The organism is Arthrobacter sp. StoSoilB22, assembly GCF_019977315.1.
In the GTDB taxonomy this organism is placed as follows: Bacteria; Actinomycetota; Actinomycetes; order Actinomycetales; family Micrococcaceae; genus Arthrobacter.
The window spans coordinates 1,859,491-1,877,762 of record NZ_AP024652.1 but is presented as its reverse complement, the minus strand read 5'-3'; the positions used below and the strand labels follow the sequence as shown (position 1 = coordinate 1,877,762).

Here is an 18,272-nt window from a genome sequence, read left to right as displayed (position 1 = left end):
TTTATCTAATGTGATTCGGCTCGCATAATGTACTGCGAGCTCATCACCGTTCCACGCCCACCGGCAGGAGTACCCCCATGAACCAACAGACGGCTTCACAGTCCGTCCTGAGGCGCAAGCCGATCGACGACATCGAGGAAGAAAACAAACACAGCGGGCTTTTCAAAAGTCTTGGCCTCTGGCAGCTGACAGCCATTGGCGTCGGCGGAATTATCGGCGTCGGCATCTTCTCGCTGGCCGGGCTGGTAGCCCATGGCAGCGAGAGCAACCCCGGCGTTGGCCCTGCCGTGCTCTTCTCGTTCCTCATCGCCGGCCTCGCTTCCGGCGCAGCAGCACTGTCCTACGCCGAGTTTGCCGGCATGATCCCCCGCGCCGGCTCGGCCTACACCTACGGCTATGTAGCTCTGGGAGAGATCATCGGCTGGTTCATCGGCTGGGACCTCCTGCTGGAGTACATCGCCATTGTGGCTGTGGTGGCTATCGGCATTTCCGGCTACTTCGATGCTTTCCTTTCAGGCATCGGAATCCATATGCCCACCTGGATGACGTCCACGGCCGACGAGGGCAAGGGCGGAATCATCAACCTTCCGGCCATCCTTGTCTGCCTCCTGGTCACCTGGATCCTGAGCCGTGGCACCAAGGCGTTTGGCCGGTTTGAACTGGTAGCAGTTGCCATCAAGGTCATCCTGATTCTGTTCATTATCGGGCTGGGTATTTTCTACATCAACACCGAGAACTACAACCCATTCATGCCCAGCGGCTTTGGGCCCGTCCTGGCCGGTGCCGCCACCGTCTTCTTCGCCGTCTTCGGCTATGACGCCATGAGCACAGCTGCGGAAGAGGCCAAGGACGGCAAAAAGCACATGCCCAAGGCCATCATCCTGTCGCTGATCGTCGCAATGCTTCTGTACGTTGCCGCAACCCTCGTACTTACCGGCATGCAGAACTACAAGGACATTGATCCCACGGCCGGCTTCGCATCTGCATTCACCGGCGTCGGATTGCCTGTGATCGCCACTATCATTTCGGTATTCGCGGTCCTGTCCATCCTCACCGTGATGCTGACCTTCCTGCTGGGTGTCACCCGTGTATGGTTCTCCATGAGCCGTGACGGCCTGCTCCCGGGCTGGTTCGCCAAGACTGACAAGCACGGAACCCCGCAGCGCGTCACATGGATCGCCGGTGTTGCCTCGGCATTCCTCGCCGGAGTCTTCCCCATCAAGGAAGTTGCCGATCTCACCAACATCGGCATTCTGGCTGCCTTCGTGGTGGTCTGCATTTCCGTGATCGTGTTCCGCTACACCAAGCCCAACGCCCCGCGCACCTTCCGCCTGCCGTTCATGCCGGCAGTCCCCGCCTTCGGCGTCCTGGCATCGGCGTTCCTCATGTTCCAGCTCCACTGGGAAACCTGGGTCCGGTTCGGCGCATGGCTGGTCATCGGCTTGATCATCTACTTCGCCTATGGCCGCAGGCACTCCCTCATGAACCCGAACAGCCCGCGCCACAAGGTTGAAAGTAAGCCGTTGGCGTAGTTCGTCCACAGGCCTCCGCAGAACCCTTGGCACCCCGCAGAACTGGTGTTAGGGTCGGACGCGGAGGAGCGAACTGGCTCCGCGATGGAAGGGAGGTGCCCGTGGGTTTAATTGACGACCTGAAGGGCAAGGCTCAGGGTCTCATTCAAGGCAACGAAGAAGCCATCAAGAATGGCATCGAAAAGGCCGGGGATTTTGTGGATCAGAAGACGGGCGGTAAGTACGCCGGTCACGTCGACAAAGTCCAGAATGCCGCTTCCGACTTCGTGGCCAAGAACGACGGTCAGCCTGGACAGGCTCCCGTCACGGATGAGCCGAAGCAGCCGTAGCTGCCTGAGCCGCCGTACCAGATACGTCAAGGGGGCACCGGTCCCGCCGAGAGGCGCCACCGGTGCCCTTGGCGTTTAAGCGGCGCCCTTGGCGTCTAAGCGATGCCCCTAGCGTTGGGCGTTTCCCAGGCGGCAGCCACGAAACCGGTCGGGAGACTTCCACCAGGTCAGGTACTTTGGACCTTATGCCTTCAGCTTCAACCCGTGCCGTCCAAAGCCGCGCCCCTAAGGAGACGCTGGGCCCGCCTGTCACCGCAGGTGTTGTCACCGCTTTAGTCGGTTTCACGTCCTCGTTCGCAGTGGTCATTGCGGGTTTGAAGGCCGTAGGCGCCAATCAAGCGCAAGCATCCAGCGGCCTGCTGGCGCTGACCCTCACCTTTGGACTGGGTATCTTGTGGTTGTCGTGGCGGTCCCGGATGCCGGTAACACTCGCGTGGTCCACACCAGGTGCCGCGCTGCTCGCCTCTGCCGGAATGGTCGACGGCGGGTGGCCGGCTGCTGTGGGTGCGTTCCTGATGGTGGGGGTACTGATTCTCCTCACGGGACTGTTGCCCGTCTTGGGGAGGATCATGGCAAAGATCCCTACGGCTTTGGCGCAGGCGATGCTCGCCGGCGTGCTGCTGCCCTTGTGCCTTGCACCCTTCAAATCTTTGGGATCAGCGCCCCTGTTCATCGCGCCGGTGGTGTTGTGCTGGGTGATCCTGATGAAATTCGCACCACGGTGGTCGGTTCCGGCATCGCTGCTGGTGGCCCTGGCTGTCATCGGCATCCACATCTCAACCACCGGTGTTCAGGTATCCGGAGGCAGTCTTCTACCAAGATTGGAGTGGACCACGCCTGCATTTACCGTCGGAGCCGCGGTAGGACTGGCGCTCCCGCTCTTCATCGTGACCATGGCGTCGCAGAACATTCCCGGCGTCGCGGTCCTCAAATCCTTTGGGTACACCACGCCGTGGCGGCCGTCCATGCTCGTGACGGGAGCTGGAACGATCGCCGGAGCACCCTTCGGTGGCCATGCGATCAACCTGGCCGCCCTCAGCGCAGCCCTGGCTGCTGGTGAAGAGGCCGGAAAGGACCATGGCAGGCGCTGGATCGCCGCGTTCGTCTCAGGCATCGCTTATCTGGTGCTGGCCGCTGCCTCCGCCGCCCTGGTCACCCTGGTGGCTGCCGCCCCGCCCGGACTCCTGGAAACCGTTGCAGGGCTCGCTCTTTTGGGAACGCTGGCTTCGTCCATCTCATCAGCACTGGCGGTAGCCGAGGAACGCATCCCGGCCTGCATCACTTTCCTGCTGGCAGCCTCAGGGTTGAGCGTTGCCGGGATCGGCGCTGCTTTCTGGGCCTTGGCAGGCGGCATAGCGGTTCGCTGGCTGCTGAAGAGCCGCGAACCTGTTCAGAAGGGTTGAATCGCGCAGCAGGCCTGAATCAGGCAGGCTCGTGGTTTTGGGCTTCGCGTGCCAAAGCCGTCAGCCTGGACACGGCACGGAAATACTTCTTCATGTAACCACCGGTCATCATCTCTTCGGTGAAGAGTTGGTCGAACGGTACCCCACTGGCCAGGATCGGCACATCTTTGTCGTAGAGCCTGTCCGCCAGTACCACGAAGCGGAGCGCAACAGCCTGTTCGGTGATTGTTTCGACGTCGCTCCACACCACGGCCTCCACGCCGGAAATGAGCTGGCGGTAGCGGCTGGGGTGGACTGCGGCCAGGTGGTTGACGAGCGTACGGAAATCATCAACGGCCACGGTCTTTCCGTCGAACTCGGCACGCATCCGGTGCTTGAGCTCTTCGGTCTTGAGCGGCGCGGGGGCCGCGGGCAAGCCTCGGTGACGGAAGTCTTCGCCGTCGATTCTGACTACGTCAAACTGATCCGCAAGAACCTGTATTTCGCGCTGGAAGTCCACGGCAGCGAAGCGTCCCTCCCCCAGTGATCCGGGGAGGGTGTTGGACGTCGCTGCCAGCTTCACGCCGGCGTCGGCCAGTTCACGCATCAGCCTGGACATGAGCACGGTGTCGCCCGGATCATCAAGTTCGAATTCGTCGATGCACACCAGCTTGTAGCTGCTGAGGGCTTCCACTGTCTTGCGGAAGGACAGCGCACCCACAAGGTTGGTGTATTCCACGAACGTACCGAACGCCTTGGGCCCCGGCGACCTGTGCCAGAGAGAAGCCAGAAGGTGTGTCTTTCCCACGCCAAAGCCGCCGTCAAGGTAGATTCCTGCCCTCGCTGCCGGGGCCTTCTTGGCGAACAACTTCTTGAAAAGCCCGCCACCGTCCTCGGATCCCACGGCGTCGGCGAATCCGGAAAGCAGCTTCACCGCGTTAGCCTGGCTCGGTTGGGACGGATCCGGCCGGTAGCTGTCGAACGATACCTCTCCAAATCGAGGAGACGGGTAGAAACCCTTGAGGAGTTCTTCCACAGAGACTGCCGGTGTGCGGGCAGCCAGTTGTTCGATCTTTACCACGGTGGTCCGTTCCTTCGGTGTTGGGTCCCCAGCAAGAATACCGGCATCGGACACTGGCCAAACCGTCACGTGACCAAGCCCATGTTTCACCGTGTGACCGCTGGGAAGCATTCCTGGCTGCCCGTGGTTAGTGTTGGAGCACGCCCGGCCGGCACCTGCACCACCTCCCACGGCCTGGCTCCGACCGTTGTCAGTGAAAGGCCATCACCATGTCCTACCCAGTTGAACAGAACGATAAGTTTGCAGCATACGCAAACCCTGAACGCCTCGTGTCCACTGAGTGGCTCGCGGCAGCCATCGCCGACGGCGCCATTTCCGACGGCAAGCTTGTTGTTGTCGAGTCCGACGAAGACGTTCTCCTCTACGAAACAGGCCACATCCCGGGCGCCGTCAAAATCGATTGGCACACGGACCTGAATGACGAGGTCACCCGCGACTACGTTGATGGCGCCGCTTTTGCCGCCCTCGCTGCTTCCAAGGGCATCTCCCGCGACAGCACCGTGGTCATCTACGGCGACAAGTCCAACTGGTGGGCTGCCTACGCACTCTGGGTCTTTACGTTGTTCGGCCACGAGGACGTCCGCCTTCTTGATGGCGGCCGGGACAAGTGGATCGCCGAAGGCCGCGAAGTGACCACCGACGTTCCCCAGCCCGCCGCTGGTGAATACCCGGAGGTGGAGCGCAACGATGCTCCCATCCGGGCATTCAAGGAAGATGTCCTGGCACACCTGGGCAACCCCCTCATTGATGTCCGCTCCCCTGAGGAATACACGGGACAGCGCACGCACATGCCGGCATACCCGGAGGAGGGCGCCCTGCGCGGCGGCCACATTCCCACGGCCGCATCCATCCCTTGGGCACGCGCCGCGGCTGAAGACGGAACCTACCGGAGCCGCGAAGAACTGGAGGCCCTGTACCTTGGCGAGGCTGGCCTGGAGGCCGGGGATGACGTGGTGGCTTACTGCCGGATCGGCGAACGTTCCAGCCACACGTGGTTCGCGCTGAAATACTTGCTGGGATTCGACTCCGTCCGTAACTACGACGGCTCCTGGACTGAGTGGGGCAATGCTGTGCGGGTTCCCATCGTCAAGGGTGCTGAGCGTGGCTCGGTACCTTCCTCCTTGGTCCGCAACTAGCCACCTCTGCAATTGATCCTCGGTGAAGGCATCCGTAGTGTTCCGGCACACACGATGCATTGCCCCTTGTTGTGCGTAAGCTGGAAGTGATGAGTACCAACACATTGCCCACCGCCCTGGCGGAAATCGTCGATGACTTCCAGGCGCTGACGGAGCCTGACCGCCTGCAACTCCTTCTCGAATTTTCGAGGGGCTTGCCGGACCTTCCGGAGCGCTTGAAGGACCACCCTGAGCTACTGGAACAGGTTGTGGAGTGCCAGTCACCGTTGTTTCTCACTATCGAGTCCGAGAAAAACCCCGACGGCGGCGCCCGCGCCTACCGGCTCTTCTTCAAAGCTCCTCAGGAAGCACCCACAACCAGGGGCTTCGCAGGGGTTCTGCACGAGGGCTTGGATGGATTGACGGCTGAGGAAATTCTTGCCGTTCCCGACGATATGCCTGAGTTGCTGGGCCTGACCCGGGCCATCACTCCCCTGCGTATGCGGGGAATGACCGCCATGCTGGGGCGCATCAAGCGGAAAGTAGCAGCCGCCAGCCGGTTGGAAAGCTGACCGGCTGGAAATCTGAGGGACACAACCACGCGATGGCCAAGAAAACGGCTTCACAGGGAACGCCGGCAACTGCAGCACTTGCAGCGGCCGGCGTTCCGTATGTGCTGCACCCCTACGCCCACGATCCCGGGACAGCCAGTTACGGTCTGGAGGCCGCTGAAGTTCTGGGCATCGATCCGGACCGGGTTTTCAAGACTCTCATGGTCGAGGTTGAGGGCCGCTTGGCAGTGGCCATCGTTCCGGTATCCGGGAATCTGGACTTGAAGGCGGTAGCTGCAGCTCTCGGTTCCAAGAAGGCCGTCATGGCGGACCCTCGCACGGCGGAACGACGCACGGGATATGTTCTGGGAGGCATCTCGCCACTGGGGCAGCGGCAGAGCTCTCCCACGGTGGTTGACGAGTCCGCCTTGGCTTTCACCACCGTCCTCGTCTCAGGAGGCCGCCGCGGACTGGATATTGAGCTGGGCCCGGCGGACCTGATCCGGCTCACCGAGGCCATCACCGCTCCCATTGGCACCAGCGAGAAACATCGAGGCTGACCCCACACCGCCAAAAGCCCGCCCCTGAGCCGGACTATCCAGTGGCGCCGGGCTGTCCCGGGTTGTTCCGGGGAGCCAGTTGCCTCTGCAGCCACGCCCGGACCAGGCGCTCCCACCGTTCGGGATCGACGTTCCACTCCTTGGTGTGCCGGGCGCCGTCGAAGGGTTCAAACGTGACCATCTCGGGGTTCTTTTCCGCGAGAATGGCGGACGGGCCAAAGGGCACGTAGTCGTCGTCCACGCTATGGATCAGCAGGGTGGGAGTCCGCAGCTCAACTGCGCGGGCTTCCCAGTCCATGGCTTTCAAGTCCACAGGTGCCGATAGCCCGGTCAGCCTGCGCCCCAGGGGGTGGCTTAGCATCATCTGCCCGTAGCGGCCCACGTTGTAGGGAATTTTGTTCATCTCAGCGTGATGGGCCATCACGTTGACCCAATTAATGACCGGCGCGTCCAGCACCAGGGCACGGATGAGGTGACGGTGCTTGGACAGGTCCGCTGTTTGCAGGCTGATGGCCCCACCCATGGACCAGCCGAACAGAACGATCTCCTGGGCACCCCGGTCCAGCGCGTACTCGATGGCGGCCTCAACGTCGCGCCATTCCGTAGAGCCCAAGCCATACCGCCCGTCCGGCGCGGAAGGAGCCAGGCCGTCGTTGCGGTAGGAGATCAGCAGGCTGTCCATGCCGAGTTCGCGCGCGGTGCGGACGGCACGGAGGCCCTCAAGGCGCGTTGCTCCGCGACCATGGACCATGATGGCGCAGACCGGCGCCGCTGCCGACGCTTCGGCGCGGATCAGCCAGGCAGGTGCCGCCCCGCCGTCGATCTCTATGTCCACATCCTCGGCCGCCAGACCGACCGCGGCAGGATCCGGATACGTAGCCCCGCTCCACCATGCACGGCGCGCCTCCGAGATGTTGCCGCTGTAAACTTCCTCAACCTCGCGCAGCACGGTCTGTTCGGCGGGCGAATAGGACACGATCCGGCCTATCCTGGCGTGGCCTTTGCCACCGGAGAAGAACAGGCTGAACACGCCGTCAATAGTGCTGTCCGGCGTGGCGGCCAGGATAACCTGTTGTCCTTTGTCGCCTTGCCCCTTGTCGCCACGGATCACGGCCAGGACTTCCTGGTCTTCGTGCCGGGCGGCAGGGGTGATGACGCGGCGGGCGAAGTACACCGCGAGCGCCGAGGACCCCGCCCCCACCAGGCTGGCGAGGGTGCCGCCCGCCAGGAAGCCGGCGATGGCCCATTTGGTGCGGAGAGAAAGTTTCTTGTCTGCAGCGTCGCTCGCTGGCGGGGTAGTCGATGCCATGGTTCCATTGTTGCTGGTCCCCGGCGCGGCGTGGTGCAGGTGTGGGTAGCGCGGCGTTCCGTGAGGGGATTGATTCGCGCGAGTCAGCGTTGCAAAGTCTGCGGTCTGCGGTTCGCCGGGACTACGCTGTAGTCATGAGTGATCCCATCGTCATCCTGACTGAAGAGCCCCTCGGCCCCGACGACCGCGTTAATATCGCCAAACTGCTCGACGGCGGTGATGCGCCTCTTATTGTCTTGGTTCCCTCCAATACTGAACGGCACCTTCTGGTGGATTTCCTGGAAAATCTGTCGCTGCTGGATATTGCCAAGGCGTTCCGGGAGCTCACTGCGCAGCACCCGGATCCTGAGGCTGAACGTGCGGAGGCCTCCGAGACACTGGCAGCATCGCTTGCGGCGCTGGCGGGCTTGGGTGGAGGCGTTACCGGCGAGGTCGTCGACGGCGGTGCCGTGGCCGGCTTGGTGGCAAAAGTCCGGGCGGTGGATGCTGCCCAGGCTGTGGTCATTACCCGGCCCCATGCGATTGCGGACACGTTCCACACTGACTGGGCCAATAAGGCACAGGACCAGCTGGGCCTTCCGGTCCTGCACTTGTATGCGGGCTCGGGATTTATCGGCGACTCGTAAGCGTTGCATTAGACATGAACACTCCTGAGAACACCAGCAACACAACTTCCGCGCCCGAGGGGGCTGCCGTTCCCGTGGAAAAGAGCGATGCCCAGTGGCGCGAGGAGTTGACGCCCGAAGAGTACCGGGTGCTTCGGCAGGCAGGCACCGAGCGGCCGTACACGGGTGAGTACTGGGATACCCACACCGAAGGGGTCTACCAGTGTCGCGCCTGTGGCAGCCGGTTGTTTACCAGCCGGGAGAAGTTTGATTCCCATTGCGGCTGGCCGTCGTTCTGGGCCCCACTGGCAGAGGGCACCGTCCGGTATCTTCACGACCGCACCATGGGTATGGATCGGGTGGAAGTGCGCTGCGCTAATTGTGATTCACACTTGGGACACGTTTTCGAGGGTGAGGGCTATGGAACGCCTACGGACCAGCGATTCTGCATCAACTCCGTCTCGTTGCGTCTGGTGACGCCGGAAGAGAACTAGGCCTCAACCGGCCCCGACCCACCCAATGGCCAAGAGTTTCTTACGCTCAAGCCATTCTTGGATTAGCAACGCTTCCCGCTTGCTACGCTCGGCCCAGAAGCAATTACCTCTTCGAAAGGGCCGAGCTCCATGACCACTATCACCACCGTTATCGCCCAGCGCGTCACCGCCGACGACGCTGAGTGGATGTCCTTGAAGGCAGCAGCCACCGCCCTTCAGGCGCTCCAGGAACAGGACGGCTCCATCGCCGATTCCGCAGTGCACCCCGAGGCGGCAAGCCTGGTGTCCACTATTACAGACTCCATCTCGGCCCTGGCACCGCATTTCCCTCACGATGCCCGCTACCTGGAGCTCCTGGTGGAAGACTTCGGCCGCTGGGTTCAAGGAGGCTTCGGGGTACCGGACTTCCTGGACTCCCTTCAGGCGTTCCAGCCCCAGGAGCAGCGCGTTGACGGCCTGCAACACCTGGTTGTTTTCCCCATGTACACACAGAACGGCAGCACCAACAGGTTGGTCGAAGCAGTCCTGATCGAGGTCATCTGGCCCGAGTTCATTGGCGGCCTGGAAGCAGGCGAATACTCCAACAGGCTCTTCGTCCCCATCCGCTTTGTGGACTTCACTCCGGGCTACGACACCAACTCGGCCGTGCTCTTCCCGGAGACGGTGGCAGTCCGTGAGACGCCTACGTTCACGTGGGGTGCCATCTTCGCCGATCGTGAAGCCGCCCGGTTCCGCCGCGTACTCAAGGCCGCTGCGGCAACCACGTCCTTGGAACTTCCCGAGGACGCAGCGGAGCTGATCGAGGATCAGGAACTGACCCAGCGTACGTTCGTCATGTGGGACCTGATCCACGACCGCACCCATATGCGCGGCGACCTCCCCTTCGATCCGTTCATGATCAAGCAGCGCATGCCGTTCTTCCTGTACTCCCTCGAGGAGCTGCGCTGCGACCTGACCGCGTTCCGTGAATCCGTGCGCATTGAAAAGGACGAAGAGGCCGATCCCGATGCCCGCAAGCATGCGAAGCTGGTCCAGTATGCAGTGATCTTCGACCGCATCTTCCGGTTTGCCATCACCGGCAGCCGTGTGCGCAACTACGACGGCCTGGGCGGCCAGCTCCTTTTCGCTTGGATGCACCAGCACCACGTTCTCCACTGGACGGACAGCAAACTCTCCATCGACTGGGACGAAGCTGCCGCGGTGGTGGTGGAACTCGGTGCCAAAATCGAAGAGCTGTACTGGCGCTCCATCGACCGCCCGAAGGCTGCCCACTGGCTTGCGGCATACGAGCTCATTTCGAGCACTGTGACTCCCCACCCGGCGTCCGTATGGGCCAAGGGTCCGGAAGCACTTCCTTTGGATGGCCCGCCCCGCGGCCTCACGGACCAGGTGCTGGACGACGAATTCCCCCTGTCCATGTTCTATGAAGCACTGGAGAAGAAAATGCGCCCCATCATTGACTCCACCACGGGCATCACGGGCGCGACTGCGGCCTGATGACCACACTGACTATCCTTGTGACCGGCGGAAGCAGCGCTTCCGGCATCGCCGTGACGCGCGCTTTGGGGGCCGCCGGTCACAGGGTGCTCACTGTGGGCTCGGACGAAGCCCGGATCAAGGCCGCTGCCGCCCAAGCAGGCAATGCGGCGCTACCTTTGGTCTGCGATCTCGCCAACCTGGAGTCCGTAAGGGACCTCGCGGCCACTCTCACCGGGCTCGGTGTTGAAGGCGTCGACGGCGTCATCCACTTGGTGGGCGGTTGGCGCGGAGCAAAGGGCATCGAAGACCAAACCGACGAGGATTGGGAGGCCATGGAGCGCAGCGCTGTAACCACGCTGCGGAACGTCTCCCGGGTCTTCTACAGCCAACTAGAAGCATCTGCACACGGCCGGCTGGCCATAGTGTCATCAACCACCGCAGCTTCCCCCACAGCTGCGGCCGCAAGCTACGCTGCGGCAAAGGCAGCCGCGGAAGCCTGGACCCTTGCCATAGCCGACGGCTTCGGGCGGGCGCAAAGCGGCAACACCGGAAACACTGGTGCTCCCACCGAGCAGCACAGCACCGAGCAGCACAGTACCGAGCAGCACAGTGCAGCGGTGATTCTTGTGGTGAAAGCCCTCGTTGACGCCGCCATGCGGCAGGCCCATCCCGAAAGGCGGTTCCCGGGCTTCACTGATGTTGAAGAATTGGCGACTGCCGCCGTCGGACTCTTTGAACAACCGGCCGCAGCCCTCAACGGCCAGCGCATCCTGCTGGCCACATAGAATCCTGCCGGCCCAAATAGACTTGAAAGCGTGAATGAACAAGTGACGAGCACAACAGAGGCAATCCACGGCGCCACGGACACCCCGGGCCCGGTTCAACTGCATGAACCTGCTCAACTGCATGATCCGGTTCAACTGCATGATCCTGCTGTTCGCGGATTCGCATCCGACAACTATTCCGGCGTGCACCCGGAGATCCTCGCAGCGCTGGCAACCGCCAACGGCGGACATCAGGTCTCCTACGGCGAGGATGTGTACACGGCACGGCTGCAGGAGGTGCTGGAGCAGCAGTTCGGCCCCGGCATCGAGACGTTCCCGGTCTTCAACGGCACCGGTGCCAACGTCCTTGCCCTGCAATCCCTCCTCCCCCGTTGGGGTGCAGTGATCTGCGCCTCCACAGCGCACATCAACATGGATGAAAACGGTGCACCGGAGCGGGTGGGCGGCATCAAGCTCCTGCAGGTTCCCACCGGCGACGGCAAACTCACTCCTGAGCTGATCGACCGTGAGGCCTGGGGCTGGGGCGACGAACACCGCGCCCAGCCGCTGGTGGTCTCCATCACCCAAACCACTGAACTCGGGACCTGCTATACGCCGGATGAAGTGCGGGCCATCGCCGACCATGCGCACTCGAAGGGCATGAAGCTTCACATGGACGGTGCCCGGCTGGCGAACGCTGCCGCCCACCTGGATGTCCCCCTTCGCGCTTTCACCCGCGATGCCGGCGTGGACATCCTCTCTTTCGGCGGCACCAAGAACGGCCTGCTTTTCGGCGAAGTGGTGGTGGCACTGAACCCGGAAGCCGCCGACGGATTGAAGTTCCTGCGCAAAATGAACATGCAGCTGGCCTCGAAGATGCGCTTCATCTCAGCCCAGTTCATCGCCCTCCTGGAGGATGGCCTGTGGTTGCGTTCCGCCGCCCACGCCAACGCCATGGCCGCCCGCCTGAGGACAGCCGTTGAGGAAATCGACGGCGTGGAGCCAACCCAGGCAACACAGTCCAACGGGGTCTTCGCCATACTTCCCGAAGGCGTGGCGGACAAGCTGCGGGAGTCCTTCGCCTTCTACGACTGGGACGCTGCCCGCCGCGAAGTGCGGTGGATGTGTTCGTTCGACACCACGGAGGCGGACATCGATGCCTTCGTAGCGGCGATCCGACGCGAGCTGGCCTAACACATAACACCTGCAACCCGGGGCGGCGAGCCTGCACAGATTCGCCGTCCCGGACGCATAATCTGCGATGGTGAACGCCCTCGCACAGGTTCCCTCGGAGTTTCTCTTCGCCTTGGGATCACTACGAAAAGCACAATGCCGTAGCGAGCTGCGGCTTGACGAGATCCCCGCTCCTGCCCGGCTGGCTCCCTACGCAGTTGCACTGGGAGCTGAGGTATTCAGCCCTACTGCCGCCACCCGCCGGGTTCCCGTGCACGGACCAGCAGCCAAGGCCTTCGCTGCGAGCCAGGGCACCAGCCCCTCAAGCGAAGAGGACGACGAACTCGCTACCGGCCGCTTCATCCTCCTCTACGACCCCGACGGTTCCGCCGTTTGGGAAGGGGAGTTCCGCATCGTCACGTACATTCGGGCCCAAATGGACGCTGAGATGGGAAACGACTCCATGCTTGGCTCCGTTGCCTGGACGTGGCTGGTGGACGCCTTGGAGAACCACGCCGCGCCCTACCGCGCTGCCGGTGGCACGGCGACAAGAATTCTTTCCGAAAGCTTCGGCACCCTGGCTGAGCGGCCGGACACCATAGACATTGAACTGCGGGCATCCTGGACACCCGCCAGCCAGGATGTCCAAGCCCACCTCGAAGCCTGGTCCGACATGGTCTGCACCTTCGCGGGCTTGCCACCCCTGCCACCAGGGGTCACCGGATTGCCCAACAGGAGACTCAATTGACTGTGACAAACGCATCATCGGGTACCCCCAATGGACCGGCAACGCCCTGCTGCGGCCGGAATCGGTAAGCTTAAGCCACCATGACCCCTGAATATCCGGAAAACACCACGGCCGGCGATCCGGTTGCTGATCCCACCACCCACATCAAGGTAGACGGCTTCGACAGCCACGTCCCTGAAATTATCGATCTCGATACTCCCCGCGAAGGGGTACCCGTGGTCATCGACACCCTGTCAGGGCTGGAGCGGTGCGCAGCCGCCATCGCGGCCGGAACGGGTCCTGCCGGAGTGGACGCGGAACGCGCATCCGGGTTCCGTTACGGCCAGCGGGCTTTCCTGGTACAGATCCGGCGCGAAGGTGCCGGAACCTGGCTCATAGATCCAGAGCCCTTCGAGAACCTGAACATCATCAATGACGCCCTCCGCGGCGTCGAATGGATCCTGCACGCGGCGTCCCAGGATCTCCCTTGCCTCTCGGAGCTGGGCATGTGGCCTGACAAACTCTTCGATACCGAACTAGCCGCCCGCCTTGCGGGACTCCCCCGGGTTGGACTTGCCGCAGTTATTGAACAACTCCTCGGCTTTGGCCTGGCCAAGGAACACTCCGCGGCCGATTGGTCCACGCGCCCCTTGCCGGAGCCCTGGCTGCGTTACGCAGCCCTCGACGTCGAAGTCCTCGCGGAGCTCCGGGAGGAACTCATCGAGTTACTGGAAGCCGACGGCAAGCTCGAATACGCCGAACAGGAGTTCGCAGGAATACTTGCCGCTGGCCTGTCGGCCCCGCGCGTGGATCCTTGGCGGAAAACCTCCGGTCTCCACCAGATACGCGACCGCAGGCAACTGGCCGCTGTCCGTGAATTGTGGCTGGAGCGGGACCAACTGGCGCGCAAACGCGACGTAGCGCCCGGCCGCCTCATCCCGGACTCCGCACTGGTGGCCGCAGCCAAGGCCATGCCCACCACGGTGCCTCAACTGCTGGCCACCAAGGGCTTCCACGGACGCTCAGCTCAAAGGGAAGCCCCACGCTGGCTGCGCTGCATCACCAATGCCCGGACACTCACTGACCTCCCGCCCCTCCACCTGCCCACCAACGCTCCGCCCCCACCCAGGGTCTGGGTGGATCGGGATCCCGAGGCTGCGGCTCGTCTTGCCACCGCCAGGCCGGCCCTTCAGGCCAAGGCCGATGAGCTGAAGCTGCCGGTGGAGAACCTGCTGACACCGGATTATTTGCGGCGGGTCACCTGGCGTCCTCCGGCCGACATCTCCCTGGAATCCGTCGCTGAGGAACTGCGGTCCCTGGGCGCCCGGGAATGGCAGATCTCCTTCGCGGCTCCCATACTCACTGAAGCGTGCTTGAACCCCGCCCCGCTTCCCGCCAAAGAGAGCAAGGCCAAGGAAGCCAAAGCGCCCACGGACGCGCACTCTTCCGGCAATGCCGGCTAAGCTCCTTCCCGATGTGAGGCCTGCCCCCGCGAACCGTGGTTCGTGGCGGCAGGCCTTTCGCGTCCCAAGGACACGGACCCGGGCGGACCTTGCATGCTAAGTTACCCACGAGTAACATTGCATCAATGCCAGCCGAAGGGCCCGCGATGCGGGATTCGGCGCCATGTCTCAACGAGGAGTTAATACATGAGTCCATCCCGCAGTGCTCAGAGAAACGTCCGCGATGTCGTCTTCGTCGATGGCGTGCGTACACCCTTCGGCAAAGCCGGCGAGAAAGGCATCTACGCGGGTACCCGCGCCGATGACCTCGTGGTGAAGTGCATCCGCGAGCTGATGCGACGCAATCCCTCTCTTCCCGCGGACCGGATCGACGAGGTCGCCATCGCCGCCACCACCCAGACCGGGGACCAGGGCCTCACCATCGGCCGCACAGCGGCACTCTTGGCCGGACTCCCCCGCTCAGTACCCGGATTCGCCATCGACCGCATGTGCGCAGGTGCCATGACGGCAGTAACGACGACGGCGAGCGGCATCGGCTTCGGCGCTTACGACGTCGTCATCGCAGGCGGCGTGGAGCACATGGGCAACCACCCCATGGGCGCAGGCGCCGATCCCAATCCTCGGTTCATGTCCGAGCGCCTGGTGGATCCCGCGGCGCTGAACATGGGTAACACCGCGGAGAACCTGCATGACCGCTTCCCGGCCATCACCAAAGACCGCACAGACGCCTACGCCGCCGCCTCCCAGGCCAAGCTCGCCGCCGCGTACTCCAATGAGCAGATCCAGCAAGACCTCGTCCCCGTAGCCACCATGAAGCCCGGCCAGGGCTGGGCCCTGCACACCACGGACGAACCACCCCGTCCGGGCACCACCGCTGCGGACCTGGCCGAATTGCGCACGCCCTTCCGCGCCCACGGCCGGGTCACCGCAGGCAATGCCGCTGGCTTGAACGACGGCGCTACAGCGGCTGTTCTTGCTTCCGCCGACGCCGCTGAGGAACTGGGGCTCCCGGTCAAAATGCGCCTCGTCTCTTACGCCTTCGCCGGTGTTGAACCCGAGGTCATGGGCATCGGTCCGGTACCGGCCACCGAAAAGGCGCTGAAAAACGCAGGACTTGGCATCGAGGACATTGGGCTCTTCGAAATCAACGAAGCCTTCGCCGTCCAGGTCCTGAGCTTCCTGGACCACTTCGGCATCGCCGATGACGACCCCCGGGTCAACCGCTATGGCGGGGCGATCGCCGTCGGACATCCACTTGCTTCCTCGGGCGTCCGTTTGATGAACCAGCTCGCTCGGCAGTTTGAGGAAGACCACTCGGTTCGCTATGGCATCACCACCATGTGCATCGGATTGGGCATGGGTGCCACCGTCATCTGGGAAAACCCCCACCACGCCGCATACCAATCTTTCACTGCTGACCAGGCCACCACGGCCATCACCGAAGGAGCCGCCGCATGAGCGCCGCCGAATTCCAGAAACTCGCCGCTCTCTTCCCCGATGAAGTGGTGACCCACTCCTACGTGCAGGACATCTCCCTCCCGGGCGGTGCCGGCACCTTCGCACTGATCACCTTGGACAACGGCTTGGACCACTCCAAGCCCACAACTCTGGGGCCCAACACGTTGGTGGAACTCGGAGGGGTGTTGGACAACCTCAAGGAGCGGGCCTCACGGGGAGAAATCGTTGGCGTCGGCGTCACGGGCAAGCCCTACTTCCTGGTGGCCGGGGCAGACCTCTCAGCCGTTAAGACTCTCAAGGAACGCGAGCACGGGCTTTGGATGGCACAGCTTGGCCATGCCGTCTACAGCACCCTCGCGAACCTGGGCGTTCCTAGCTTTGCCTTCATCAACGGGCTGGCTTTGGGCGGTGGCTTGGAGATCGCCCTGCAGTCCACCTACCGAACCGTCTCGACGGGTGCCGGCGCCCTGGCCCTGCCGGAAGCATTCATTGGCCTGGTGCCCGGATGGGGCGGCGTCTACATCCTGCCGCGCCTGATCGGCCCGGAGAATGCCGTCAAGGTCATGATCGAGAACCCCCTCAGCAACAACCGGACTCTCACCGGCCCGCAGGCGTTCGAGCTCGGCGTGGCCGATGCCATGTTCGAACCCGCCGATTTCGTGGAACAGTCGTTGGCGTGGGCGGCACGGGTTATCTCCGGCGACGTCACGCCGGAGAGGAAGAACGCCGTTGATGCCGCCGATGACGCAGTCTCCGGCCGGTGGGCTGCGGCGGTCACCGCGGGACGAGCCTTTGTGGAGTCCAAGACCTCCAACGCCTCTCCCGCCCCGGCCAAGGTCCTGGACGTCATGGAGGCCAACCGCACCATGACCCAAGCCGAGTCGGCTGAACTCGAGTGCGAGACCCTCGCGGGGCTCATGCAAACCGACGAGTTCCGCTCCACGGTGTACGCGTTCCTGGACCTCGTCCAGAAACGCTCCAAGCGTCCTGCAGGCGCGCCTGACCGTAAGCTTGCCCGCCCGGTCACCAAAATCGGCGTGGTGGGTGCAGGGCTCATGGCCAGCCAGCTGGCACTGCTGTTCGCCCGGCAGCTGAAAGTTCCCGTCGTTATGACGGACATTGATCAGGCACGGGTGGACAAGGGCGTCGCCTACGTCCACGCCGAAGTCGACAAGATGCTGGCCAAGAAGCGGATCAAGCCCGACGCCGCCAACAGGACCAAGGCGCTCATTACCGGATCCGTCTCCAAGGAAGCCTTTGCCGACGCCGACTTCGTGATCGAGGCCGTCTTCGAAGAACTGCACATCAAGAAGCAGGTCTTCGCCGAGGTTGAAGCCATTGTTTCTCCCGAATGCATTCTGGCCACCAACACTTCATCGTTGTCGGTGACAGCCATGGCAGAGGATCTGAAGCACCCGGAACGCCTGGTGGGCTTCCACTTCTTCAACCCCGTAGCCGTCATGCCACTCCTGGAGATCGTTAGGGCGCCCAAGACCGACGACGCTGTCCTGGCCACGGCATTCGAACTGGCTAAGGGGCTCAAGAAGACTGCCGTGCTGGTCAAGGATGCTGCCGCCTTCGTCGTCAACCGCATCCTGCTCCGCCTCATGGGGGAAGTCATCGCCGCGTTCGACGAAGGCACCCCGGCAGAGGTGGCTGACAGTGCACTGCGTCCCATGGGCCTGCCAATGTCGCCGTTCACCCTGAGCGCCATGGTCGGCCTGCCGGTGGCACAACACGTCCAGGAGTCCTTGCATGCCGCGTTCGGCGAGCGGTTCCCGGTCTCGCAAAACCTGCAGAAACTCATCGACAACGGCGTGAAGAGCCTCTGGGCTCCGGGACCGGATGGAACCCCTGTCATCCCTGCCGAGACGCTGGCCCTCATGTCCTTCGGCGACACCCCGTCCACTGGCGAGGAAGTTCTGCGGCGTACGCAGGACGCTCTGGCCGAAGAAATCGGGCTCATGCTGGAAGAAGGCGTCGTAGCGGGCCCTGAGGACATTGACCTTTGCGTCATTATGGGCGCCGGATGGCCAATGTTCCTGGGCGGCATCACGCCGTACCTGGATAGGGTGGGCGCTTCCGAGCGGGTGAACGGCAAGCGATTCCTTGCCCCCGGCGTCGCATCAGCACCTGCCTGATCCGTCCCTCTCTCACATCCCGCGCCTTAAACCGGAACGCTCTCCCACTTGCCTCAAGCAAGTGAGAGAGCGTTCCGGTTTAAGGGCTGTTTTGTGAGAAAGGGACGCC

Annotated in this window: 17 protein-coding genes; 15 read left to right on the top strand and 2 right to left on the bottom strand. The window is 63.0% G+C overall.

The window, feature by feature from the left end; all coding sequences use genetic code 11:
- The first annotated feature begins 77 nt into the window (after nucleotides 1–77).
- The 3 genes from LDN70_RS08820 to LDN70_RS08810 all read left to right on the top strand — a co-directional run bounded on the left by LDN70_RS08820 (nucleotide 78) and on the right by LDN70_RS08810 (nucleotide 3,264).
- On the top strand, nucleotides 78–1,532 hold the full coding sequence (locus LDN70_RS08820; RefSeq protein WP_166842016.1) for an amino acid permease: 1,455 nt from the start codon (nucleotides 78–80) through the stop codon (nucleotides 1,530–1,532).
- Between the two features lie 95 nt (nucleotides 1,533–1,627).
- A complete protein-coding gene (locus LDN70_RS08815; RefSeq protein ID WP_014921420.1) occupies nucleotides 1,628–1,861 on the top strand; it encodes an antitoxin in 234 nt (77 codons plus the stop codon).
- A gap of 185 nt (nucleotides 1,862–2,046) precedes the next feature.
- Complete coding sequence (locus tag LDN70_RS08810) at nucleotides 2,047–3,264, top strand: benzoate/H(+) symporter BenE family transporter (RefSeq protein ID WP_142939439.1); 1,218 nt, start codon at nucleotides 2,047–2,049, stop codon at nucleotides 3,262–3,264.
- A gap of 19 nt (nucleotides 3,265–3,283) precedes the next feature.
- On the opposite strand, the gene zapE is transcribed toward LDN70_RS08810, so the two are convergent.
- Nucleotides 3,284–4,324, bottom strand: a complete 1,041-nt coding sequence (zapE, locus tag LDN70_RS08805; protein WP_142939458.1) for a cell division protein ZapE — start codon at nucleotides 4,322–4,324, stop codon at nucleotides 3,284–3,286.
- Between the two features lie 209 nt (nucleotides 4,325–4,533).
- Between zapE and LDN70_RS08800 the strand changes: the two genes are divergently transcribed.
- From LDN70_RS08800 to ybaK, 3 genes are all read left to right on the top strand, one after another.
- Entirely contained in the window at nucleotides 4,534–5,460 is a 927-nt protein-coding gene (locus LDN70_RS08800; RefSeq protein ID WP_223942325.1) for a sulfurtransferase, read from the top strand.
- A gap of 89 nt (nucleotides 5,461–5,549) precedes the next feature.
- Nucleotides 5,550–6,011 (top strand): SufE family protein, encoded by a 462-nt coding sequence (locus LDN70_RS08795; protein ID WP_187697232.1) that lies wholly within the window; start codon nucleotides 5,550–5,552, stop codon nucleotides 6,009–6,011.
- Nucleotides 6,012–6,043: 32 nt separating this feature from the next.
- Nucleotides 6,044–6,550, top strand: a complete 507-nt coding sequence (gene ybaK / locus LDN70_RS08790; protein ID WP_166842014.1) for a Cys-tRNA(Pro) deacylase — start codon at nucleotides 6,044–6,046, stop codon at nucleotides 6,548–6,550.
- A gap of 34 nt (nucleotides 6,551–6,584) precedes the next feature.
- Here ybaK and LDN70_RS08785 read toward each other — a convergent pair whose 3' ends face one another.
- Nucleotides 6,585–7,859, bottom strand: a complete 1,275-nt coding sequence (locus LDN70_RS08785) for an alpha/beta hydrolase family protein (protein ID WP_223942324.1) — start codon at nucleotides 7,857–7,859, stop codon at nucleotides 6,585–6,587.
- 134 nt (nucleotides 7,860–7,993) lie between these two features.
- On the opposite strand from LDN70_RS08785, the gene LDN70_RS08780 reads away from it, so the two are divergent.
- From LDN70_RS08780 to LDN70_RS08740, 9 genes are all read left to right on the top strand, one after another.
- Nucleotides 7,994–8,485, top strand: a complete 492-nt coding sequence (locus LDN70_RS08780) for a hypothetical protein (protein ID WP_026005514.1) — start codon at nucleotides 7,994–7,996, stop codon at nucleotides 8,483–8,485.
- A gap of 14 nt (nucleotides 8,486–8,499) precedes the next feature.
- Nucleotides 8,500–8,958, top strand: a complete 459-nt coding sequence (gene msrB / locus LDN70_RS08775; RefSeq protein WP_142939444.1) for a peptide-methionine (R)-S-oxide reductase MsrB — start codon at nucleotides 8,500–8,502, stop codon at nucleotides 8,956–8,958.
- A 129-nt stretch (nucleotides 8,959–9,087) separates the two neighbouring features.
- On the top strand, nucleotides 9,088–10,455 hold the full coding sequence (locus tag LDN70_RS08770; protein WP_142939445.1) for a DUF6421 family protein: 1,368 nt from the start codon (nucleotides 9,088–9,090) through the stop codon (nucleotides 10,453–10,455).
- The gene (locus tag LDN70_RS08765; protein ID WP_223942323.1) at nucleotides 10,455–11,222 is read left to right on the top strand and encodes an SDR family NAD(P)-dependent oxidoreductase; all 768 of its coding nucleotides are present in this window, start codon (nucleotides 10,455–10,457) and stop codon (nucleotides 11,220–11,222) included. Before LDN70_RS08770 ends, LDN70_RS08765 begins: the two co-directional genes overlap by 1 nt.
- Nucleotides 11,223–11,252: 30 nt before the next feature.
- Nucleotides 11,253–12,395: a threonine aldolase family protein gene (locus tag LDN70_RS08760; protein ID WP_166842010.1), complete on the top strand. Its 1,143-nt coding sequence runs from the start codon at nucleotides 11,253–11,255 to the stop codon at nucleotides 12,393–12,395.
- Between the two features lie 67 nt (nucleotides 12,396–12,462).
- Nucleotides 12,463–13,122: a DUF3000 domain-containing protein gene (locus LDN70_RS08755; protein ID WP_142939448.1), complete on the top strand. Its 660-nt coding sequence runs from the start codon at nucleotides 12,463–12,465 to the stop codon at nucleotides 13,120–13,122.
- 80 nt (nucleotides 13,123–13,202) lie between these two features.
- Nucleotides 13,203–14,564 (top strand): HRDC domain-containing protein, encoded by a 1,362-nt coding sequence (locus LDN70_RS08750; protein WP_166842008.1) that lies wholly within the window; start codon nucleotides 13,203–13,205, stop codon nucleotides 14,562–14,564.
- A gap of 186 nt (nucleotides 14,565–14,750) precedes the next feature.
- On the top strand, nucleotides 14,751–16,022 hold the full coding sequence (locus LDN70_RS08745; protein ID WP_223942322.1) for a thiolase family protein: 1,272 nt from the start codon (nucleotides 14,751–14,753) through the stop codon (nucleotides 16,020–16,022).
- Nucleotides 16,019–18,163, top strand: coding sequence for a 3-hydroxyacyl-CoA dehydrogenase NAD-binding domain-containing protein (locus LDN70_RS08740; RefSeq protein WP_223942321.1), 2,145 nt, complete (start codon nucleotides 16,019–16,021; stop codon nucleotides 18,161–18,163). Before LDN70_RS08745 ends, LDN70_RS08740 begins: the two co-directional genes overlap by 4 nt.
- Nucleotides 18,164–18,272 lie beyond the last annotated feature (109 nt).